The 20918-nt window shown below is 34.3% G+C and carries 16 protein-coding genes and 1 pseudogene; 6 read left to right on the top strand and 11 right to left on the bottom strand.

What is annotated here, in order from left to right:
• Window positions 1-27: 27 nt before the first annotated feature.
• A pseudogene (locus B3C18_RS08590) lies at window positions 28-2248 on the top strand (B12-binding domain-containing radical SAM protein).
• 13 nt (window positions 2249-2261) lie between these two features.
• Here the strand turns inward: B3C18_RS08590 and B3C18_RS08585 are convergent.
• The 4 genes from B3C18_RS08585 to B3C18_RS08570 form a co-directional block, all read right to left on the bottom strand.
• On the bottom strand, window positions 2262-2786 hold the full coding sequence (locus B3C18_RS08585) for a hypothetical protein (RefSeq protein ID WP_291145408.1): 525 nt from the start codon (window positions 2784-2786) through the stop codon (window positions 2262-2264).
• A gap of 99 nt (window positions 2787-2885) precedes the next feature.
• Window positions 2886-3650, bottom strand: coding sequence for an MBL fold metallo-hydrolase (locus B3C18_RS08580; RefSeq protein ID WP_291145405.1), 765 nt, complete (start codon window positions 3648-3650; stop codon window positions 2886-2888).
• Window positions 3651-3757: 107 nt separating this feature from the next.
• Window positions 3758-4444: a response regulator transcription factor gene (locus B3C18_RS08575; protein ID WP_291145402.1), complete on the bottom strand. Its 687-nt coding sequence runs from the start codon at window positions 4442-4444 to the stop codon at window positions 3758-3760.
• Window positions 4441-5706 (bottom strand): sensor histidine kinase, encoded by a 1266-nt coding sequence (locus tag B3C18_RS08570; protein WP_291145399.1) that lies wholly within the window; start codon window positions 5704-5706, stop codon window positions 4441-4443. The genes B3C18_RS08575 and B3C18_RS08570 overlap by 4 nt, the downstream gene beginning before the upstream one ends.
• Before the next feature lie 163 nt (window positions 5707-5869).
• On the opposite strand from B3C18_RS08570, the gene B3C18_RS08565 reads away from it, so the two are divergent.
• A complete protein-coding gene (locus B3C18_RS08565) occupies window positions 5870-6283 on the top strand; it encodes a DUF1573 domain-containing protein (protein ID WP_256635762.1) in 414 nt (137 codons plus the stop codon).
• Window positions 6284-6340: 57 nt separating this feature from the next.
• Here B3C18_RS08565 and B3C18_RS08560 read toward each other — a convergent pair whose 3' ends face one another.
• Entirely contained in the window at window positions 6341-6841 is a 501-nt protein-coding gene (locus tag B3C18_RS08560; protein WP_291145394.1) for a C40 family peptidase, read from the bottom strand.
• Between the two features lie 194 nt (window positions 6842-7035).
• On the opposite strand from B3C18_RS08560, the gene B3C18_RS08555 reads away from it, so the two are divergent.
• The 4 genes from B3C18_RS08555 to B3C18_RS08540 all read left to right on the top strand — a co-directional run bounded on the left by B3C18_RS08555 (window position 7036) and on the right by B3C18_RS08540 (window position 13257).
• Window positions 7036-8127: an SGNH/GDSL hydrolase family protein gene (locus B3C18_RS08555; protein ID WP_291145391.1), complete on the top strand. Its 1092-nt coding sequence runs from the start codon at window positions 7036-7038 to the stop codon at window positions 8125-8127.
• Entirely contained in the window at window positions 8117-9496 is a 1380-nt protein-coding gene (locus B3C18_RS08550) for a sialate O-acetylesterase (RefSeq protein WP_291145388.1), read from the top strand. The genes B3C18_RS08555 and B3C18_RS08550 overlap by 11 nt, the downstream gene beginning before the upstream one ends.
• Before the next feature lie 189 nt (window positions 9497-9685).
• Window positions 9686-11983 carry a beta-glucosidase BglX gene (gene bglX, locus B3C18_RS08545; RefSeq protein ID WP_291145385.1) on the top strand — a complete coding sequence of 766 codons (2298 nt, stop codon included), beginning with the start codon at window positions 9686-9688 and terminating at the stop codon, window positions 11981-11983.
• A 317-nt stretch (window positions 11984-12300) separates the two neighbouring features.
• Window positions 12301-13257, top strand: coding sequence for an aldo/keto reductase (locus tag B3C18_RS08540; protein ID WP_291145382.1), 957 nt, complete (start codon window positions 12301-12303; stop codon window positions 13255-13257).
• Window positions 13258-13579: 322 nt separating this feature from the next.
• Here the strand turns inward: B3C18_RS08540 and B3C18_RS08535 are convergent, their stop codons facing one another.
• The 6 genes from B3C18_RS08535 to B3C18_RS08510 all read right to left on the bottom strand — a co-directional run bounded on the left by B3C18_RS08535 (window position 13580) and on the right by B3C18_RS08510 (window position 20856).
• Entirely contained in the window at window positions 13580-14866 is a 1287-nt protein-coding gene (locus B3C18_RS08535) for a glycoside hydrolase 5 family protein (RefSeq protein WP_291145379.1), read from the bottom strand.
• A 150-nt stretch (window positions 14867-15016) separates the two neighbouring features.
• Window positions 15017-16252, bottom strand: a complete 1236-nt coding sequence (locus B3C18_RS08530) for a glycoside hydrolase family 26 protein (RefSeq protein ID WP_291145376.1) — start codon at window positions 16250-16252, stop codon at window positions 15017-15019.
• 3 nt (window positions 16253-16255) lie between these two features.
• Complete coding sequence (locus B3C18_RS08525; RefSeq protein WP_291145373.1) at window positions 16256-16810, bottom strand: hypothetical protein; 555 nt, start codon at window positions 16808-16810, stop codon at window positions 16256-16258.
• Between the two features lie 242 nt (window positions 16811-17052).
• On the bottom strand, window positions 17053-18243 hold the full coding sequence (locus B3C18_RS08520) for an AGE family epimerase/isomerase (protein ID WP_291145371.1): 1191 nt from the start codon (window positions 18241-18243) through the stop codon (window positions 17053-17055).
• Between the two features lie 5 nt (window positions 18244-18248).
• Window positions 18249-19439, bottom strand: a complete 1191-nt coding sequence (locus B3C18_RS08515) for a glycosidase (protein WP_291145368.1) — start codon at window positions 19437-19439, stop codon at window positions 18249-18251.
• A gap of 25 nt (window positions 19440-19464) precedes the next feature.
• Window positions 19465-20856, bottom strand: coding sequence for an MFS transporter (locus tag B3C18_RS08510; protein ID WP_291145365.1), 1392 nt, complete (start codon window positions 20854-20856; stop codon window positions 19465-19467).
• Between the last annotated feature and the right edge of the window lie 62 nt (window positions 20857-20918).

Here is a 20918-nt window from a genome sequence, read left to right as displayed (position 1 = left end):
CCGTATTTTTGCAAAAAATAAATTCTTTTGAAAACGAAACTTTTTGTAATTACACCGCCATTTACACAACTGAATACTCCGTATCCGGCGACGGCGTATATAAAAGGTTTTCTGAATACAAAAAATATCGAATCGGTTCAGGCAGATTTGGGAATTGATGTGATTTTAGAATTGTTTTCGAAGAAAGGATTACATGATTTGTTTCAAGTTTCAGGTTCAAAGTTTCAAGTTGTTGGAAATGAAATCTCAGACAACTCTAAACGTATTTTTGCTTTACAGGATGAATACATTAAAACGATTGATCCTGTAATTCAGTTTTTACAAGGGAAAAATCCAACTTTGGCTTTGCAGATTTGCCAGGAAGATTTTCTGCCGGAAGCTTCTCGTTTTGCACAATTAGAAGAACTCGATTGGGCCTTTGGAACAATGGGAACTCAGGATAAAGCAAAACATTTAGCAACTTTATATCTTGAAGATATTTCTGATTATATTGTAGAATGTGTCGACGAAAATTTTGGCTTCAGCCGATATGCTGAACGTTTAGGTCGAAGCGCCAATTCTTTTGATGAATTATACAATGCTTTACAGCAATATCCAACTTACATCGACTCGATTTTAATTTCAATTTTAAAAGAAAAAATAGAAGCTGTAAAACCTACATTATTTTTAATTTCTGTTCCATTTCCGGGTAATTTATATAGCGCTTTTAGATCTGCACAATGGGTTAAACAAAATCATCCTGAAATTAAAATTTCGATGGGAGGCGGTTTTCCAAATACTGAATTACGTTCACTTTCGGATAAACGAGTTTTTGAATTCTTCGATTTTATTACTTTGGATGATGGAGAAGTTCCGATAGAAGAACTTGTTGAAAATTTGTCATCCCGAGCGGAGTCGAGGGACGAGAAGCGTTTCAAAAGAACATTTCTATTAGAAAATGGAGAAGTTGTCTACAAAAACAATTCTTTAAAACACGATTATAAACAAGCTTACGTAGGAACGCCTGATTATTCAGATCTTGCTTTGGATAAATACATTTCGGTTATCGAAATAGTAAATCCAATGCATAGAATGTGGAGCGACGGACGCTGGAATAAACTCACAATGGCTCACGGCTGTTATTGGGGAAAATGCACTTTTTGTGATATTTCACTAGATTATATAAAAGTTTACGAACCCGTTGCGGCAAGTTTGCTTTGTGACCGAATGGAAGAATTGATTCTGCAAACGGGTCAAAACGGTTTTCATTTTGTTGATGAAGCTGCACCACCGGCTTTAATGCGAGCTTTAGCTCTCGAAATTTTAAAACGAAAGCTAGCCGTAACCTGGTGGACAAATATTCGATTTGAAAAAAGCTTTTCTAAAGATTTATGTTTATTGCTAAAAGCTTCCGGCTGTATTGCTGTTTCAGGAGGTTTAGAAGTAGCTTCAGATAGATTATTGAAATTAATTGACAAAGGTGTAACGGTAGAACAAGTCGCAAAAGTAACCCGCAATTTTACCGAAGCAGGAATTATGGTTCATGCGTATTTAATGTATGGATATCCTACGCAAACCATTCAGGAAACAATTGACAGTCTTGAAATGGTTCGTCAGTTGTTTGAAGCAGGAGTTTTACAATCAGGATTTTGGCATCAGTTTGCCATTGACGGCTCATAGTCCGGTTGGATTATATCCAGAGCAATTTGGCGTGACTAAGAAAGACAGAATCTAATAGGAACTTTTGCCAACAACGATATTGAATATACCGATTCAACTGGAATCAATCACGATAAATTCAGCTTCGGATTAAAGAAATCTCTCTTTCAATTTTATGCACGGAATCTGTTTTGACTATGAACTGCAAGATTGGTTCGATTTCAAAATTCCGAAAACAAAAATTCATCCCGATTTTATTTTTAATGCGCTAGAAGAACAAAACGATTTCAACACAAAACCAAATGCAAAAGTAGTTTGGCTTGGTGGAAAACCTTCGGCAGAAATCTTCACCAAATCAAAAAAAGGAAGAAGCTGGGAAATGATGTCGTCAACTTTTCATGATAAAAAAGAAAGCTTTACCATTCAAACCAGTAAAGAAGAAGGCGAATGGTTAATTGATATCTTAACAAAAATATCAATTTCGAATACCAAAAATTATACTTTTCAGGAAGTTAAAAATGATTTCGAAACTTCATTAGAAGATTTTGAATTATTTTGGTATTCGAAACCAATCAATACTTTGCGAGAGTTTGGGTTACTGGTTTTATAATAAGAAAGTTGAATTAGTTTTTTGTTACCCAATAATGAAAATCTCTTTCTAAATTGTAGGCCATTCTGTTAACACTTCTTCTAATTACAAAGTAAGGAATACCTAACATAATTGACATATGAAAAAGTAAAAACGGCAAAAAAATAAGAGAAACATTATCGCCAGTTAATATCATTCCAGTAAAAGCGATGAGATAGAAAAAAACTATAAAGGCAAAAAAGATAATCATTCTTTTTCTGAAACCAATAATTTCAGCATCAATAACTAACTTATCATTTTCCTGAATTAAATTTCCGTTTACTTTTGCAAAAGAATAACCAGTATCAAATAATCGTTTTCTCCTTTTCAAATCAAACGAATTATTTTCAATATTACCTTTGTATTCATTTCTACTGGATTGAAAAACTTCAAAAGGAACGTAACCCAAATCAGATTCATCAACATTGTTTCTAAATTTTTGAATAAAATCTATTTTTGAAACAGGTAATTGTATTGTAATATCTTTAACTAATTTTATTTTCCTTAAGAAATTATTCATCTGTTTTTGGTTGGATTAAGAGCCAAATATAGTATTAATACCGAAACGGGAAATAGCAAAACGAAACTATTTTTCAGTAAAAATAGAATGTATTTAAGATCAATAATCTACACTAGTTCCGTCACTCGGAATAGCAACTTTAGACAAAAGATTATTCTCAGTCAATGCCTTTCTTAATTCTTCACGAGTTGTTGGGCAGTGATTTAAAGCCTCAAGATGGTTGGCAAAAACTTTTCCGGGTGCAAGTGCTGTAAACTTCAAAATATCATTCATCCGCATCAATAAAGGCTGTCCAATATCCAGTCTGGCAGTTCCGCAGGCAACCGTTGCGATATCGGGTTTGAGTTCGATTAATGCTTTTTGGACATCATCTGTAAAAATAGTATCAGAACTTATATAAACCGATTTTTCGTTTGCAAGTTCAATGTAAAATCCCATTACATTTCCCATCAATTTTGCAATCCAACCGTAACCATGAAGAGCGGGGATTCCAATAATTCTTCCATCTAAAAAAGGCTGAGGTTCCCAATAATTTAAAGTCTGTACAATATTAAGACCTCTTTGTAAAAGAGTCTTTTCATCTTTTGCACTGCAGATTACAGGAATGCTTTTTCTTCTTAAAAATACTTCTCCGGCCTTATCAATATGATCTGGGTGTAAATGCGTAATTAAACAATGAGTTACATTGCTCAAAATTTCCCTGCTGTTTTTAGGCAGAGCCACTAGAGGATTGCGTTTTGGATTGTAACGAAAAATAGTAAAAGGAGCAATTGTTTTTCTCTTTCCTAACATCGGATCTACAAGAATAACATGCTTTTCTGTCTCAATAACCAATGTGGCATTTCGCAAATGATGTATTTTCATATCTGGAAAATTAGAACTTAAAAATACAAAGATTTTTCAAAATCTATTTACAGATTATTCTTTATTTTTAACAGAATTGTGATTATTTGAAAGAATACACTTTACAATTACGCTATAGAAAATCTAAAACCAATTCCGTGCAGGTTTTCAATCGAAATGCCTTTTTCGTTCGATAAAATTTTACGCAGGCGCGAAATAAAAACATCAAGACTTCTTCCCATAAAATAATCATCAGTTCCCCAAAGTGCAGTTAAAATCTGCTCTCTTTTTAAAACTAAATTTTTATTGTCAAGAAACAATTTTAGCAATTCGGCTTCACGTTGTGTAAGTCCGACTTTTTCTTCATCATTAAAAAGAATAAAATTTTTGGTGTCAAATTGATATTTTCCAATTTCATAAACCGATTTTCCGACTTTATTATTCTTTTGAGAACGTTTCAGGAAAACTTCAATTTTCAAGATTAATTCCTCAATGCTGAAAGGTTTTACCAAATAATCATCGGCACCAAGACGAAGTCCTTTTATACGATCTTCTTTTAAAGTTTTAGCCGAAAGAAAAATGATAGGAACGTCAGTATCGATTTTCCGAACTTCTTCTGCCAGTTCAAAACCATCCATTTTGGGCATCATAATATCAAAAATACAAACGTCAAAATCTTCATTTTTGAAAGTTTCCAAACCAGATTTTCCATTCGTACAATGAACCACTTCATAATTGTTTTGTTCCAAATTATCTTTGGTCAAAAACGCCAGCGTTTCGTCATCTTCGGTATAAAGTATCTTGAAATTTTTCATTTTTTATAAGGAATAGACAAAGTTATAGTAACTCCGTTTTCAGTATTATTTTCAGCTTTTATTTTCCAGTTTTGCAAACTGCAGATTTCTTTTACGTAATATAATCCCAATCCAAAACCATTTACTTCATTACTCTTTTCGTTTTGAATCCGGTAAAACTTATCAAATATATAAGATATTTTTTTAGTAGAAATTCCAATCCCGTTATCAACAAACTCCAATTTTAAAATGGAATTCTCCTCATAAATTCTAATCGTAATTTCGGGCTTTTTATTGCAGTATTTAACCGCATTATCTAAAAGATTGTAAATCAGATTTCCAAAGTGAAAAACATCTGTTTCTAATAAATATTCCTTAGAAGGGCTTTCTATAGTAATAACAGCTTCAGGATATTTTAGCTGAATATTTTCAATGGCTTCTTCAATAACCGGAATAATTAAAACAGGTTCTTTTTTTAATTCTAAAGGCGCATAGTCTGATTTTGCAATATTTAAAATCTTTTCAATATGATGATTCAGTTTATTGCTTTGATTGATAATAATCTCCGTATAAGTATGCAGTTTTTTATCGTCCTTAATAGGATTTTGTTCGCTTAAATATTTGGAAGCAATTAAAATAGAAGATAAAGGCGTTTTAAATTCATGCGTCATATTATTGATAAAATCACGCTGTAATTCAGAGTATTTTTTTTGCTGCAAAAGCGTAAAAATCGAATAAACGTAAATCAATAAAATTAAAATCAACATGATCGAAAGCACAAACCAAAAGCGCATCGAACTAAATAAATAAGTCGTTTCATTAGGAAAACGAACTGCAAAATAATAGACTAAATTTTTATGCTTCGGGAAATAAACCGTCTTTTTACATTCTGATTTTTTTTTCGACAAAGAAATATAATCGCCGTAAATCATTTCATCACTTTGGCAATTGTACATTGCATATTCAAAATCCGTCGTAATATTCATTTTTTTGAATTCTGTTTTTAGATAAAATTCTAAAATATCAGGTTCAAACTCATTATCGACATTTACAATATAATAATCATTCGAAATTTTCTGTACAGGACTTTGCGCCGGAAGTTCGTGGCTCGTTCCTTCATACAGTTTTTTTGCCACTTCAAGAAGTGCAATATGAGCTTTTTGACTCAGCTTTTTCTGCTCTATCGTAAAAGCCTCTTTTGTCCAAAGCAATTGCGCCACCAAAATACTAATAATGGCGACCAATCCCAGAACGATAATACTATTGAGTTTATTAATTTTCAAGAAAACAGACTTTTGAGAGTGTAATATTAATCAAAAATATAGTTAAAAACGGCGATTAACAAGTCATTAACAAACATTTGAAACCGCTTAACAGCGATTTCTTTTTGTCTGAAATATCTTTGTAATGTAAATATCGAACTATAAACCATTAATATATTTAACTATGAAAATCATCAAAATTTCTATGCTGGTTTTGGCTTTAAGCCTAATGTCTTTTTCAGCAATTGCTCCGGTAAAATCTTTAACAGCTGAAACAAAAATTACTGAAACAGCTTCGACAATTGTTTGGAAAACAGAAACAATCGATGTTGGAGAAATTCCACAAGGAACTCCAAAAGCAATCGTTTATGAATTTAAAAACACAGGAAAAACTGCCGTTGTAATTACACAAGTTCAAGGTTCATGCGGTTGTACAGCAACAGATTATACAAAAGAACCAATTTTACCTGGTAAATCTGCAAAAGTAACAGCAACTTACAATGCAGCAAACAAAGGCGCATTTACAAAAACAGTTACTGTAACAACAAGTGCTGAAACTGCTCCAAAAATACTTACGTTAAAAGGAACGGTTATTTAAAAATAAAGGTTAGTTATAAAGTGAAAGCTCCAGAGACATTACATATCTGGAGCTTTTTTATTTTGAAATTACATCAATACATTTATAAAAACGGTTCGTATAATGTTCTGTATCAAGAGATGTAATCGTAACCTGCTGCGCTTTTCCGGAAGAAGCGTGAATAAACTTAGAATGCATTCCGTCAGCCTCGCAAATTATGCCAAGATGACCAATTACGGTTTTGTCTTTATAGCCGTAAAAAACCAAAATATCTCCAACTTTAAAATCTTCAGGTTTTAACGCCGTTCCTAAATTTTTATATCCGCTCGAACTTCTCGGCAAGGTCATCCCAAAATTCCCAAAAACATAACTCACAAATCCAGAACAGTCAAACCCTTTTTGCGGATTACTGCTCGCATATAAATAAGGTGTTCCCAAATATTTTTTAGCAAAAACTATTATAGAGTCACGATCTATTGCCGATTGTTCTTTTCGAATTACACTTTTATTTTTCTCTTTTGAAGTAAAAGAAGAAAATAAAACAACAGAAAGGATGAAGATAATAAAGTAAGATTTCATTTTTTAAGTAAGAAAATGTTTAGTTGCTAAGATAGAACGTTATTTTTCTAAATACAGTATAGATTGTAAGAATTAGCAATTAAATGATGTGTTTACGTGGTGTTTTTTTATTACTTTTTGATGTTTTAGTATCTTTATGTTTATTAAGTTTCAAATATATTTGTGAATCGTATTTATATTTTAACAAATAAATTATGTTTCCAAAAAAAAACGCCCTTTTAATTCTGTTTTTGCTGATTTCACTTGTTTCGACATCACAAAACCAGGATACTTTTCTTTATGCGGGAAGAGTTGACAAACTTCAAAATAATCAAGTAATCTTAATAGGAACTGCATCTTCTGTATCTTTTAATTTTACAGGAAATGAATGTTCAATTTCGCTTCAAAGTGTTGATGCTTATGAACATCATAATTATATTCAGTTGGTTTTAGACGGAAAATATATTGGAAAAATCAGAATAGAAAAAGGAGCAGTTCAATCATTTTCAATAAAAATAACTTCCAATAAAAAAGAACATCATTTAGAAATTTATAAAAATACCGAAGCTCAAAGCGGGAATATTTTATTTGCCGGAACAACTGCAAAACTGACTTCAATTTCATCCAAAAAGAAAAAGAAAATCGAATTTATAGGTGATTCCATTACTTGCGGTGCGGCTAGTGATCCGTCGGATATTCCGTGTGATAAAGGCGAATATATGGATCATCATAATGGTTATTATGCTTACGGACCAAGAATTTCAAGAGAAATTGGTGTTGACTATTTAATGAGCTGCGTTTCAGGAATTGGAATTTACAGAAACTGGAACGACGAAAACAAAGACGAAGCTATAATGCCGGATGTTTATCCTAATTTGTATTTGACCAAAGATTCCTCAAAACTAAAATACGATTTTGCTTTTCAGCCTGATATTATAAGTATTGCTTTAGGAACAAATGATTTTTCTGGCGGAGACGGAAAAAAAGAACGTCTGCCTTTTAATCCCGAAAAGTATGTTTCGAATTACATCAACTTTATAAAAATGCTTTACGAACACAATCCAAATGTGCAGATTGTCATTACAAACAGCCCAATGGTTGGTGGAGAAAGAGCAGTTGTTTTTGAAGATTGTCTGAATAAAGTGAAAAACGCTTTCGCAGAAGACAAAACACATAAGCCAATTCAGATTTTCAAATTCAAACCAATGACGCCAAAAGGCTGTTCAGGACATCCTGATGTTGAAGATCATAAAGTTTTGGTAGATGAATATGCTCCATTTTTAAAAAAGCTGTTAAATGAAAAATAATATACTTAAGCTTATTTTCTTTTTTATGATTTCAAATATCATAACAGCAAATGTTACGCTTCCGAATATTTTTGGAGATAATATGGTTTTACAGCGTAATTCTGAAGTAAAAATCTGGGGCTGGGCAAATCCAAAAGAAGAAATTAAATTAGTTTCAAGCTGGAACAATCAGGAATATAAAGCCGTTACAAGTAATCAGGCAAAATGGGAACTTGTAATTAAAACTCCAGAAGCCGGCGGACCTTACACAATTTCTATAAAAGGATATAACGAAGTTGTTTTAAAAAACATTTTAATTGGAGAAGTCTGGATTTGTTCTGGACAATCGAACATGGAAATGTCTGCAAGCTGGGGAATCGAAAATGGTGATGAAGAAGTAAAAAATGCCACGAATCCGAATATTCGATTTTTTACCGTTTCAAAATCAACAGCAACAAGTCCGCAAAATAATGTATTAGGAAATTGGGTTGAATCGACTCCCGAAACCATGAAATATTTCAGCGCCGTTGGCTACTTTTTTGCTAAACGTTTACGCGAAGATTTAAAAAATGTACCAATCGGATTAATTTCATCGAACTGGGGCGGAACTCCAGCCGAAATCTGGATGCCGGAAGAAGTGATTCAAAACGATCCGGTTTTATTAGAAAATGCCAAAAAACTATACGAACAGGAATATGGTCCGCACCAACCCGGACGTGCTTATAATGCGATGATTGCTCCAATTGTTGGATTTAAAATTGCCGGAACAATTTGGTATCAGGGAGAATCAAATGTAGGTTCTTTAGTTTACGATAAAACACTTTCGACTTTGATTACTTCGTGGAGAAAAAATTGGAACGATGATTTTCCTTTTTATTTCGTTCAAATTGCACCATATAAAACAGGAACAAATAATTTCTCGAATGTTACGGTTAGAAATTCTCAAAGGAAAATTTTAAAAGAAGTTCCAAAAACAGGAATGGTTTTGACTTCGGATATTTCAGATACAATTGATATTCATCCAAAGAATAAAAAATCAGTTGGAATTCGTTTGGCAAATTTGGCTTTAGCCGAAGTTTATAAAGCAAATTCAAATTTGGTTAACGGCCCGCTTTTCAAAGAAATTAAAATCGATAAAAACAAAGTAACCGTTTCTTTTGATTATGCTGAAGGTTTGTATTTCAAAAACAAAATTTCGAATCAATTTGAAGTGGCTGGAGCCGATGGAAATTTCTTTCCTGCAGAAGCTTCAATAAAAAATAATCAGGTGATTTTGACAAGTAAAAAAGTAACAACCCCAGTAAGAGTGAGATTTGCGTGGGGAAATACAACACAGTCAGATTTGTTTAATAAAGCAAATTTGCCGGCTTCTTGTTTTATCACGGAGTGAATTGATTTTAGATTTTAGAATGTAGATTTTAGATTTTTTTGCCCACAAATTTTACTGATTCAACTGATTTGCGCAGATGTTTTTGCTCGCTTTTGTCAGGCTGAGCGAAGTCGAAGCCCCGCAAAGTTTTGGAAAAAAAACTTAGAATCTTAGTACCTCAGAACCTTAGCACCTCAAAAAAAACTAACCATGAAAAATAAAAAAATAATAATTATTGGGGTTTTGTCCCTGTTTACTGTTGGAAATATGAATGCACAAAAAAAGCCGTATTTGGATAAAAACAAAACTATTGAGCAAAGAATTGATTTGCTTTTGCCTTTGATGACATTGGAGGAGAAAGTTGGTCAGATGAACCAATACAATGGTTTTTGGGATGTTACGGGACCAGCTCCAAAAGGCGGGACGGCTGAATTAAAATACGAACATTTAAGAAAAGGTTTAGTTGGATCAATGCTGACGGTGCGCGGTGTAAAAGAAGTTCGTGCCGTACAGAAAATTGCAGTTGAAGAAACACGATTAGGAATTCCGTTAATTATTGGTTTTGATGTAATACATGGTTATAAAACGTTAAGCCCGATTCCGTTAGCAGAAGCAGCAAGCTGGGATTTAGAAGCAATTAAGAAATCGGCAGCGATTGCGGCAGATGAAGCTTCGGCATCTGGAATAAACTGGACTTTTGGCCCAAATGTCGATGTAGCAAATGATGCGCGCTGGGGACGTGTGATGGAAGGTTCGGGAGAAGATCCGTATTTGGGAAGTAAAATTGGTTACGCCAGAGTAAAAGGTTTTCAAGGTGAAACAATTGCCGATTTAGCTAAAGTAAATACCATTGCTGCCTGTGCAAAACACTTTGCGGCTTATGGTTATGTTGAAGCAGGTTTAGAATATAATATTGTTGATATTAGCAACTCTAAATTGTATAATTCGGTTTTGCCTCCTTTTGAAGCAACTGTAGAAGCCGGAGTTCGTACGTTTATGAATTCGTTTAATACTTTAAACGGAGTTCCGGCAACCGGAAATGCATTTTTGCAAAGAGATATTTTAAAAGGAAAATGGAAGTTTGATGGGTTTGTAATTTCTGATTATGCTTCGATTCGTGAAATGATTGCGCACGGATATGCAAAAGATGAAGCCGATGCAACCGCAAAAGCTGTAATTGCAGGTTCTGATATGGATATGGAATCGTATTTGTATGTTGCAAAACTAGTTGATTTAGTAAAATCAGGAAAAGTAAAAGAATCTTTGGTTGATGATGCCGTTCGCAGAATTCTTCGTGTAAAATTTGAATTAGGATTATTTGATGATCCATACAGATATTGCGATGAAAAACGCGAAAAAGCAGTTGTGGGGAGTAAAGCCAATAATGCCGGCGTTTTGGATATGGCGAAAAAATCTATCGTTTTGTTGAAGAACGATAAGAATTTATTGCCACTGAAAAAATCAGGACAAAAAATTGCTTTGATCGGCGCTTTGGCAAATGATAAAAACAGCCCGCTTGGAAGCTGGAGAATTGCAACAGATGATAATACAGCGGTTTCGGTTTTAGAAGGAATGCAGCAATACAAAGACAATCAATTGGTTTTTGAAAAAGGAGCAGATTTATTAAAACAAAAAGCAACTTTTCTAACTGAAACTGTTTTCAATACTACAGATAAAAGCGGATTTGAAGCAGCAAAAACAGCTGCAAAAAATGCTGATGTTGTAGTAATGGTTTTAGGTGAATATGGTTTCCAAAGCGGAGAAGGAAGAAGCAGAACGGATTTGAATCTTCCAGGTTTACAGCAGGAATTATTAGAAGAAATCTATAAAGTGAATCCAAATGTAGTTTTGGTTTTAAATAACGGACGTCCGTTGAGTATTCCGTGGGCTGCAGAAAACGTTCCGGCAATTGTTGAAGCCTGGCATTTAGGAACGCAAACTGGAAATGCGGTTGCACAGGTTTTATACGGAGATTATAATCCGAGCGGGAAATTGCCAATGTCTTTTCCTAGAAATGTAGGTCAGGTTCCTATTTATTATAACAAATACAGTACAGGAAGACCAACAGACAGCGATAAAAATGTTTTCTGGTCACATTATATGGATGTGGAGAAAACGCCTCAATTTCCGTTTGGTTTTGGATTGAGTTATACAACTTTTGATTATAAAAATCTGAAATTAAATAAAACTGCTTTCGCAAAAGGAGAAAAAGTTCAGGTTAGTGTTGAGGTAACAAACACTGGAAATTATGATGGAAAAGAAGTGGTTCAATTGTATATTCATGATGAATACGCAAGTATCGTTCGTCCTATAAAAGAATTGAAAGGTTTTGAATTGGTAAGTCTTAAAAAAGGAGAAACTAAAACGGTAACTTTTACTTTAACAAATAAGGAACTTGGTTTTTATGATAACGAAGGAAATTATTTAGTTGAACCGGGAACTTTTAAAATCATGGTTGGAGGAAGTTCTGATAAAGGTTTACAAGATGGTTTTGAGGTAAAAGAGTAGACGTTTTTGCCACAAAGGCACTAAGTCGCGAAGTTTTTTAATCTCGCAAAGTCGCAGAGTCGCAAAGTTTTTTTTAAAATTTAAGATTAATAGCGTCCAGCTTTAGCTGGATGAAAAATATTAACGCAATCAAAAGGGCTTTAGCCAAACTTTGTAGGTTTGGCTAAAGCCCTTTGTAACTTCCAATCTTATTCCCCTAGCTGAAGCTAGGGGCTATGTAAAAAAAATCTTTGTGACTTAGTGTCTTTGTGGCAAAACAAAAGCATTATTTTTCTAACTTTAAATTCTATTAAAACTCCAACCTTTAAACTAAAACAATGAAATATAACAGATGCGGAAGAAGCGGTTTATTACTTTCAGAAATTTCCTTAGGATTATGGCATAACTTCGGTTCAGTAGATAATTTTGAAAATGCGGAAAGTATTGCCGTAGAAGCTTTTGATAAAGGAATTACCCATTTTGATTTAGCGAATAATTACGGTCCGGTTCCGGGTTCTGCTGAGGAAAATTTTGGTAAAATATTATGGCATAATTTTCAGGGAAATCTGCGTGATGAAATTGTGATTTCTACAAAAGCGGGTTATACAATGTGGAATGGCCCTTACGGAGACTGGGGTTCGAGAAAATATTTATTATCAAGTTTAGATCAGAGTTTGAAGCGAATGAACGTTGATTATGTAGATATTTTTTATTCGCATCGTCCAGACCCAGAAACGCCAATTGAAGAAACTATGATGGCACTTGATCATGCTGTTAGAAGTGGAAAAGCCTTGTATGTTGGAATCAGTAATTATTCGGCGGAGCAGACTCGTGTTGCGGTTGATGTTTTAAAACAATTAGGAACACCTTGTTTAATTCATCAGGCAAAATATTCGATGTTAGAGCGTTGGGTAGAAAATGGTTTATTGGATGTTTTAGAAGAAAAAGGAGTGGGCTGTATTGCATTTTCGCCTTTGGCACAAGGACTTTTAACAGATAAATATTTAAACGGAATTCCTGAAAACTCAAGAGCGCATAATCCAAACGGACATTTGAAAGAAAATGAAGTTACGGAAGAACGTATTCAGAAATTGATTCAGCTGAATGAAATTGCTCAAAATAGAAACCAGTCTTTAGCACAATTGGCTTTGGCATGGCTGCAAAAAGACAAACGAATTACTTCTGTTTTAATTGGTGCGAGTTCTGTAAAACAATTGTGTAATAATATTGATTGTTTGCAAAATACAGTGTTTGCAGAAGATGAATTGAATGCGATTGAGAAAATATTAGCGTAAATATATTTTTATAAAACACATTTCACACAATGCATTTCACATAACGCATATTGTAGAGACGCACAGCAGTGCGTCTACGTCCAGTTTACGTCGTGTATATTTTTTGCGCATAAGACGCACAGCAGTGCGTCTCTACGGAAGATAGGGATGAATAATATTTTTATTTTTTAATTGTAAACGTCGGTATATTCGTTGCACATAAGACGCACTGCTGTGCGTCTCTACGAAAAATAGGGGGTGGATGATATGTTATTTATATTTTACAATATATTGAGACAGAATTTTACATGTTCTTAAATTACTTATATGGTTTAAGATTACTTTATTTTTTCAATTTCAAATTATAATCTTTTACAATTTTCAATGTCGATTTATCCGAAGAAAAAACAGAATTCAAACCTTGAGGTTCCTGCGGCGGATCTGTCGTTAACGGATCGCCGGGGTTCCATTTTCCGTCTTTGTTAACTGCTTTTCCTTCGCCGCCAAATCCCCAGAAATTTGCTGCTTGTAACGGACCGTTATTTTTTACACTTTCGGCAACTCTGCCAAAAATATAATTGTAGAAAATATCTCTATTTACAACAGAAGATCCTGCAATTAAATTTTCGTTTTCTCTCGGTAAACCAAATTCTTCAATAATAATAGGGCGTTTTAAATTGTTTGCGACTTTAATGTGATCGTCAATATATTTTCCCGCATTTTCTAAAGTTGTTGTCAGCGTTTTTTCAGCATTATCTGCTTTAAACCAATTCCAGTTTTTTGGCCAAATATGCATTGTCAAATAATCGATATTCGGATTCTGATGTGTGCGTTCAAAAATTTCCATGCTGTCATTTGAACTGTTTTTGCCTTCAGAACCAGTCGAGATTAAGTGGTTTTTGTCTAAGCTGTCAATTAAATCGACAATGTTATTTAGCCAAACTGTGAATTTTGCTTCGTTTTCTGGTGTAAAGGTTCGGGGTTCATTTCCAACCTGCCACGCCATAATGGTATTATCTTCAGTATATTTCTTTTTAGAATAGGAATTTGTTCTTCCAATAATAAATTTTACATGATTTTCTAAACCTTTCATACAAGGTTCGCAACTATGAAATTGTTCTGTATACGACATAAATTGTGGCCACGTATTGGGCGGAATCGCCGGAACCGGAATTGGACCTTTTCCATTCCATTCTAAATATTGTGACATTCCGCCAGACCATTCCCAATTGTTTGTTAAATATAAAACGGCATACATTTTACGTTTGCTCATTTCGTTGATTATAAAATCAAGTCCGTCCAGTAAATCTTCATCGTATTTTCCCTGTTCGTATTGCAGCGCCGGACGAACGGTGAAATCGTATTTCCCGCCATCGCCGCCAACTAAAATTCTTAGATTATCGATTCCGTTTTTTTGCAATAAATCCAGTTCTCTAATTAATCTTTTTCTGTCGCCCACTTTTTTGGATGCCAGTAAGCTTCCGTACCAATAATTGGTTCCAATGTAAGCGTATGGTTTATCACCTTTATAAAATTGGTTTCCTTTTACAGTAATTTTTTCCTGCGCCTGACAAGCGATTACAGAGAGAATTAAAGCAAAGCTGAGGTTTTTTAGAAATATGTTTTTCATTGTTTGTTTTTTAGTTGTGGGTGAGATGGCACACTGATTTTACTGATTTAAACAGATGAAAACAGATTTTTTTATTATTTACATTGTTTATAAAATAACCGTGAAAATCCGTTTCATCTGTGAAATCCGTGTGCCATCTAAACACAAGAATTATTTCGGCATTTCATACATTTTCGGCAGGGAATTCAATAATGCTGATTTTGTTTTGGTACTAAAAGTTTTAAAATCTGCGGCATTCGAAACCGAACCATTTGGAACATAATATCCGTCGCTGTTATTGTTCCAAAACATTACATAACTCACTTGAATATCATTTGCTGTTAAAGCGTCGTATAAATAAGTCGAAAACCAATTTGTAACTGGCGGAATTGAACTTGTAACTCTATACCCCGTTTCGGTTAAAGCGGCGATTTTTACTTTGGTTTTAGCAATGTCAGAGATCATTTTTAGTTTTGCATTGGCTTTGCCAGAACCTGTAGAGCCTTGATTAGCAAAATCTCCGTAATTATCCATTCCCAGAATATCGACATATTTATCACCTGGATATCGGCTTAAATAACTGCTTTCTGTTGTATATGAGTTGTCTGGAGAAAAGGCGTATAAAATGTTGTGAACGCCTTTTGTGTTTTTCAAATAATCAACGGTAAATTGATAGGCTTGTTTGTATTCATCGGCAGTGCAGTAATTTGCGCCCCACCAAAACCAGCTTCCGTCGAATTCATGAAATGGTCTGAAAATTATCGGAATCAATTCTCCGTTTGAGCCTTTTAAATTTAAAACTACGCTGGCTACTTTATCTAGTTTTTTCTTGTACCATTCGTGATTGGTTCCGCCCGGTAAAATACTTTTAAAAGCTGTTGCTTTTTCTTGTGTCGACATATCGGCGGCATAAAAAGATTCGTCTTTAAAAGGTTCTCTTATATGCCAGCTGAACGTGTTGATTATGCCTTTCGCGTAAGCGGCTTTAACATCGCTTGTAATTTTTACTTCTTGCTGATAAAACCAGTTATCGGCCTGATTGTTATTGTTTTTATCGGTAATAAACATAAAATCTGAACCTAAAACAGCAGGATCAAAACCTGTGTTTTTTTTGATGTCTGAATCTCCTCCGGCATCCTGATAAAAACCATTAAAAGCATCTTGCTGACCAATGGCCACGTTAGTTTGTGCCAGTCTTTTTAAGTTGTAGAATAAAGCTGTGGTTTCTTTAGTTGCGTTTGCATCAACCATATAAGTTGGTGCGTTTTGTGTTGTTAACGGATCGCTTTGTGTTGGCGGATCTACTATTATTATAGTTTCGTCTTCTTTTTCGTTATCGGAAGAACAGCTTGCAAATGCTAAAATAGATAGACTTATGCAGGCTATTTTTAATATTGATTTTTTCATCTCTTATTTTTCGGTAGTTACTGAATTTTGTTTTAAATACTCTTCTTCTAAAAGAGTGGTAACTTTTACGTCATCAAAATAAATGGTGCCGTTGGTTTGTGCGAGAGCAAGCATAATGCGGACTTTTTTTGCATCGGCTGGAATTTTTACCGTTTTTTTATAATTCGTCCATTCGGTTGTTCCTTTTACCTGGGCAAAAGTTTCGGATGTAATTTTTTTATCGGTTAAAGTTGTAAACTCTGCAATTGCTGCTCCGGCTTTGTAGGCTTCTTTTTGCTCTTCGATACTTTCAGATTTAATCCAAACGCTGAATTCCAGAGCATAAATATTTTTTGGGATGTTTATGGTTTGATCAACAGCTTTCCATTCTGCTCCCACAAACTGATTGATTGCGGCACAGCTTTTTCCTGATTTTTTATCATACGGAGTTATATAGGCCGCGTCGCTGCCGTTCCAGTTTACAAATTCATATTCAAAACCGGGGTTTTTGACAAGGTTGCCTTGTGCATTTGTTATTGTAGTTAGAAATAATAAACTAAAAAGAAAGAGTGTTTTCATAAGTAATATTTTTAATACAATTGATTGATTATTAGTGTTTAAATATCACTGAATATCATTTATAAAAGAATTTTTAACACATAGAAACATAGATTTATATTTAACTTAAAAAAAATTAAAGAAAGAAACTAGTTTCTCACACATAGCCTATGTGTACTAAATACAAGTGAAACGCCTTTGAAGACAGAGAGAAGCTATGTTTCTATGTGTTCAAATTAATTTCACTCAACGATTTTAAAGTTTTAACCTTTAATTCTCTGAATCAACTCCATACAAGCTCGGCTGTTATGATAAGGACATTTCCAGAATCCGGCTTTGTCTTTTTCTATTAAAGAATAATCTCTGTAAATTCCCCAAAACCATTCGCCATTTTTAAGATCGAGAATGTGTTTTTTTATGAATTTCCAGTTTTTAAAAACGATTTCCAGATAATCTTCATTTCCGGATAATTGATAAGCGTTGTAAAAACCAATTAAGGCTTCGGCCTGAACCCACCAATGTTTTTCGGCAATTAATTCATTTTTTTCGGGATCAAATTCATACCATAAACCTCCGTCAGTATCTAAACCTTCTTTGGTAACTTCGGCAATTTGAACAGCATGTTTTCTATAATTGGCAACTAAATTTTCATCTTCTAAAATCTCAGCACATTGCAATAAAAGCCAAGCCGCTTCGATATCGTGTCCGTATGAAATTACGTCCGGTTTTTCGATCCAGTTTTCATCAAAAAATAAACGAAGATGCCCGGTTTCGGTATTAATGAAATGCTTTTCAATTGTTTCTAATAGTTCGATGCTGTTTTTTCGAAGCGTTTCATCTTTCCATACTTTATACAAATTTGCATACGCCTCAATAATATGCAAATGCGTGTTCATTGTCTTTTTTTCGTTGGCATCTTTATCACTCAAACGCAAATCTTCAATAGGCTGCCAATTTCTTGTAAAAGCTTCAAGATAGCCTTTGTTTACAGGATCGTAACTGTGTTCCTGAATTTTAAAATATAATTTTTTGGCTATTTCTAAAGCTTTTTCATCTTTAGAAATAGCATAATATTCCGTTAAACCATAAATCGCAAAGGCTAAGGCGTAGATTTGATTTTTGGTATCTTTTGGCGTTTTATCAACATTAATACTCCAAAACAAACCTCCAAATTCAGCGTCATAAAAATATTTTGAAAGAAAATCAAAAGCTCTTTCGGCAATTTTTTTATGATTTTCTTTTTTGGTGACTTGATAACTTGACGAAAAAGTCCAAAGAATTCTTGAATTCAAAACAGCACCTTTTTCGGCATTGGCAATTAGATGATCGTTGAAATCAATCTGCCCAATAAAACCTTCGTTTTGAGTATCAAGTGTATGTTTTATCCAATAATTTAAAATAGAATCCAGCTCTGTTGTTAGTTCCGTTTTTAGCTGTTTTACAGTTGTACACACGATACTTAAATTGCGTTATTTTTTTCAATTTGATTGATGATAGTTTCTACTGAACCTGCAGAAATAAAAGTGTCTGCGGGAGTATTGATAACATAATCAACTAATTTTTCTACAGAAGAAACAGCAACGTGCATTCTTGTATCTGATGATGCGTAATAAACGTAAACAGTTCCGTCAGTATCTTCGATCCATCCGTTTGAGAATAAAACATTTGATACATCGCCAACTCTTTCAATTCCTTCTGGGCCCATAAAATGTCCGGCCGGAACGTGTGTCACTTTCGAAATATCATTTAAATCGGTCATGAACATATATAACGTATAGCGTAATCCTGCAGCGGTATTACGAACGCCGTGTGCAAGATGTAACCAGCCTTTTTCTGTTTTGATTGGGGCAGGGCCAAGACCATTTTTTAATTCGTAAATGGTATGATATTGTTTACCAAAGATGATTCTTTCTTCTTTTACAACCGGATTTGTCATATCGTCAACATATCCTAAACCAATTCCGCCGCCGCTTCCTACGTCAATAAATCCGTCTTGCGGACGTGTGTATAAGGCGTATTTTCCGTTTACGAATTCCGGATGTAAAACAACATTTCGCTGTTGTCCGGTATTCGAAATTAAGTCCGGTAATCTTTCCCAATTTACTAAATCTTTTGAACGTACGATTCCTGCATTGGCTACAGCCGAACTTGTATCGCTTTTTGGTGCTTTTGGATCTTTTCTTTCGGTACAAAAAATACCATAAACCCAGCCGTCTTCATGGTTGATTAAACGCATGTCGTACACGTTTGTATCTGGTTCTTCGGTTTGTGGAATTACGCAGGGTTTATCCCAAAACTTGAAATTATCGACTCCGTTTGGACTTTCTGCAATGGCAAAAAATGATTTTCTATCAATTCCTTCAACACGAACTGCCAAAAGATATTTCCCATTCCATTTCATTGCTCCGGCATTGAAAGCGGCATTTACTCCAATTCGTTCCTGCAAAAACGGATTTGTTTTTTCGTTTAAATCAAAACGCCAGTTCAACGGAACGTGAGATGCGGTAACAACAGGATTTTTATAACGTTCATAAATCCCGTTTCCAGCATTTTCTTCCGGAGTATTTTTTCGTTCGATTAGTGCTTTATGTTCTTTTTCTAATGCTGCTTTTCGATCCAGAAAAGTAGTCGAAGAGGTTATTGTTGTCATTTTTGATTCGGTATCTGATTTATTTTTATTTTGTTTGGTCTCTTTTTTCGTTTAAATCTTGTTCTATCGTTTGCAGTTTTTCTTCAGATAAAGGATAGAATAATATAAAAGCGACTGATATTGCGGCTGCGATTGCAGGAAGTATGCTTAACATTAATTGAATTCCGTTTTGAGTTACGGCAGTTTGTTCAACATTGGCTTGGAAACCATAATAACCTAAAAGCCATCCGGTTCCGGCTCCGCCAATGGTCCATCCAAATTTTTGTGACATGGATGAAGCTGAGAAAACTAATCCGGTTGCTCTGCGGCCTTGTTTCCATTCTGAGTAATCGGCACTATCTGCATACATTGACCAGATTAATGGGAAAATGCAGCCTGCACAAATGCTGATTAAAACCTGAAAACTCATAATTAGGAGAACATCTTCTTTTCCGAAGAAATAGAACGCTAAACTTAAAATCGAGGCAACTGCCATTGCACCAAAAAAGGTGTTCTTTTTACCGATTTTGTTGGCGATAGGAGTGGCGATAATTACGCCGATAATATTGGCAGCTTGTCCCAAAACCAAATAAATGGAAGTTGGTGTCATATGGAAATCTGTTCCAAAAAGCGTGAAATCAAAATTTACAGCGCTGCTTACATAATATTTAAAATAGTAAACTGCCGCACCATCTCTAATGGAGTTAAAAACTAAAGTCCCGATTCCGGCGCCTAATAAAATCCACCACGGTTTATTTTTTAAAAGATCTTTTAAATCTTCTTTTAAGTTTGATTGTTCGTTTTCGATAGGTTTTACTCTTTCTTTTGTGAAGAAAAAACAAGCCCAGAAAAATGCTGTTGTAATTACTCCAAAAACAATAATTGTTGCCAGCCAGCCTGTTTTAGAATTTAAGCTTCCGCCGAAATAATTTACAAGCGGTTCAATTAACCAAAGTGCCAAAAGACTTCCGCCAAAAGCAAAAACCATTCGGTATGATGATAATGTGTTTCTGTCTTTTCGGTCAGATGACATTACGCCCAAAAGTGATGCATATGGAACGTTGATTAAGGAATAAATCATCATCATTAAGGAATAAGTTACGTAGGCGTAAATTATTTTTCCTTTTTCGTCAAAGTCCGGCGTGTAAAAAGTTAAAACCCCAATTACGGCAAAAGGAATGGCAACCCATAAAAGATAAGGTCTGAATTTTCCCCATTTAGTTTTTGTTCTGTCGGCAATGATTCCAACAATTGGATCAAAGCAGGAATCCCAGATTCTGGTAATCAAGAACATGGTTCCTACAACGGCAGGTGCCAATCCGAAAACATCGGTATAGAAAAACAGAAGATACATACTAAAGATTTTCCAGAACATTGATGACGCAGCGTCTCCAAGTCCGTAACCGATTTTTTCTTTTAAACTAATTTTGTCGTGCATTGGTTATTTTTTAAAGGTTGTAAAGTTTAGTTTGGGGCAATTATTTTAATGTTTTTTTGACG

Source organism: Flavobacterium sp. UBA7680, assembly GCF_002482975.1.
Lineage (GTDB): Bacteria > Bacteroidota > Bacteroidia > Flavobacteriales > Flavobacteriaceae > Flavobacterium.
Note: the sequence above shows the minus strand (reverse complement) of the source record. Positions and strands in the feature narration are given on the sequence as shown.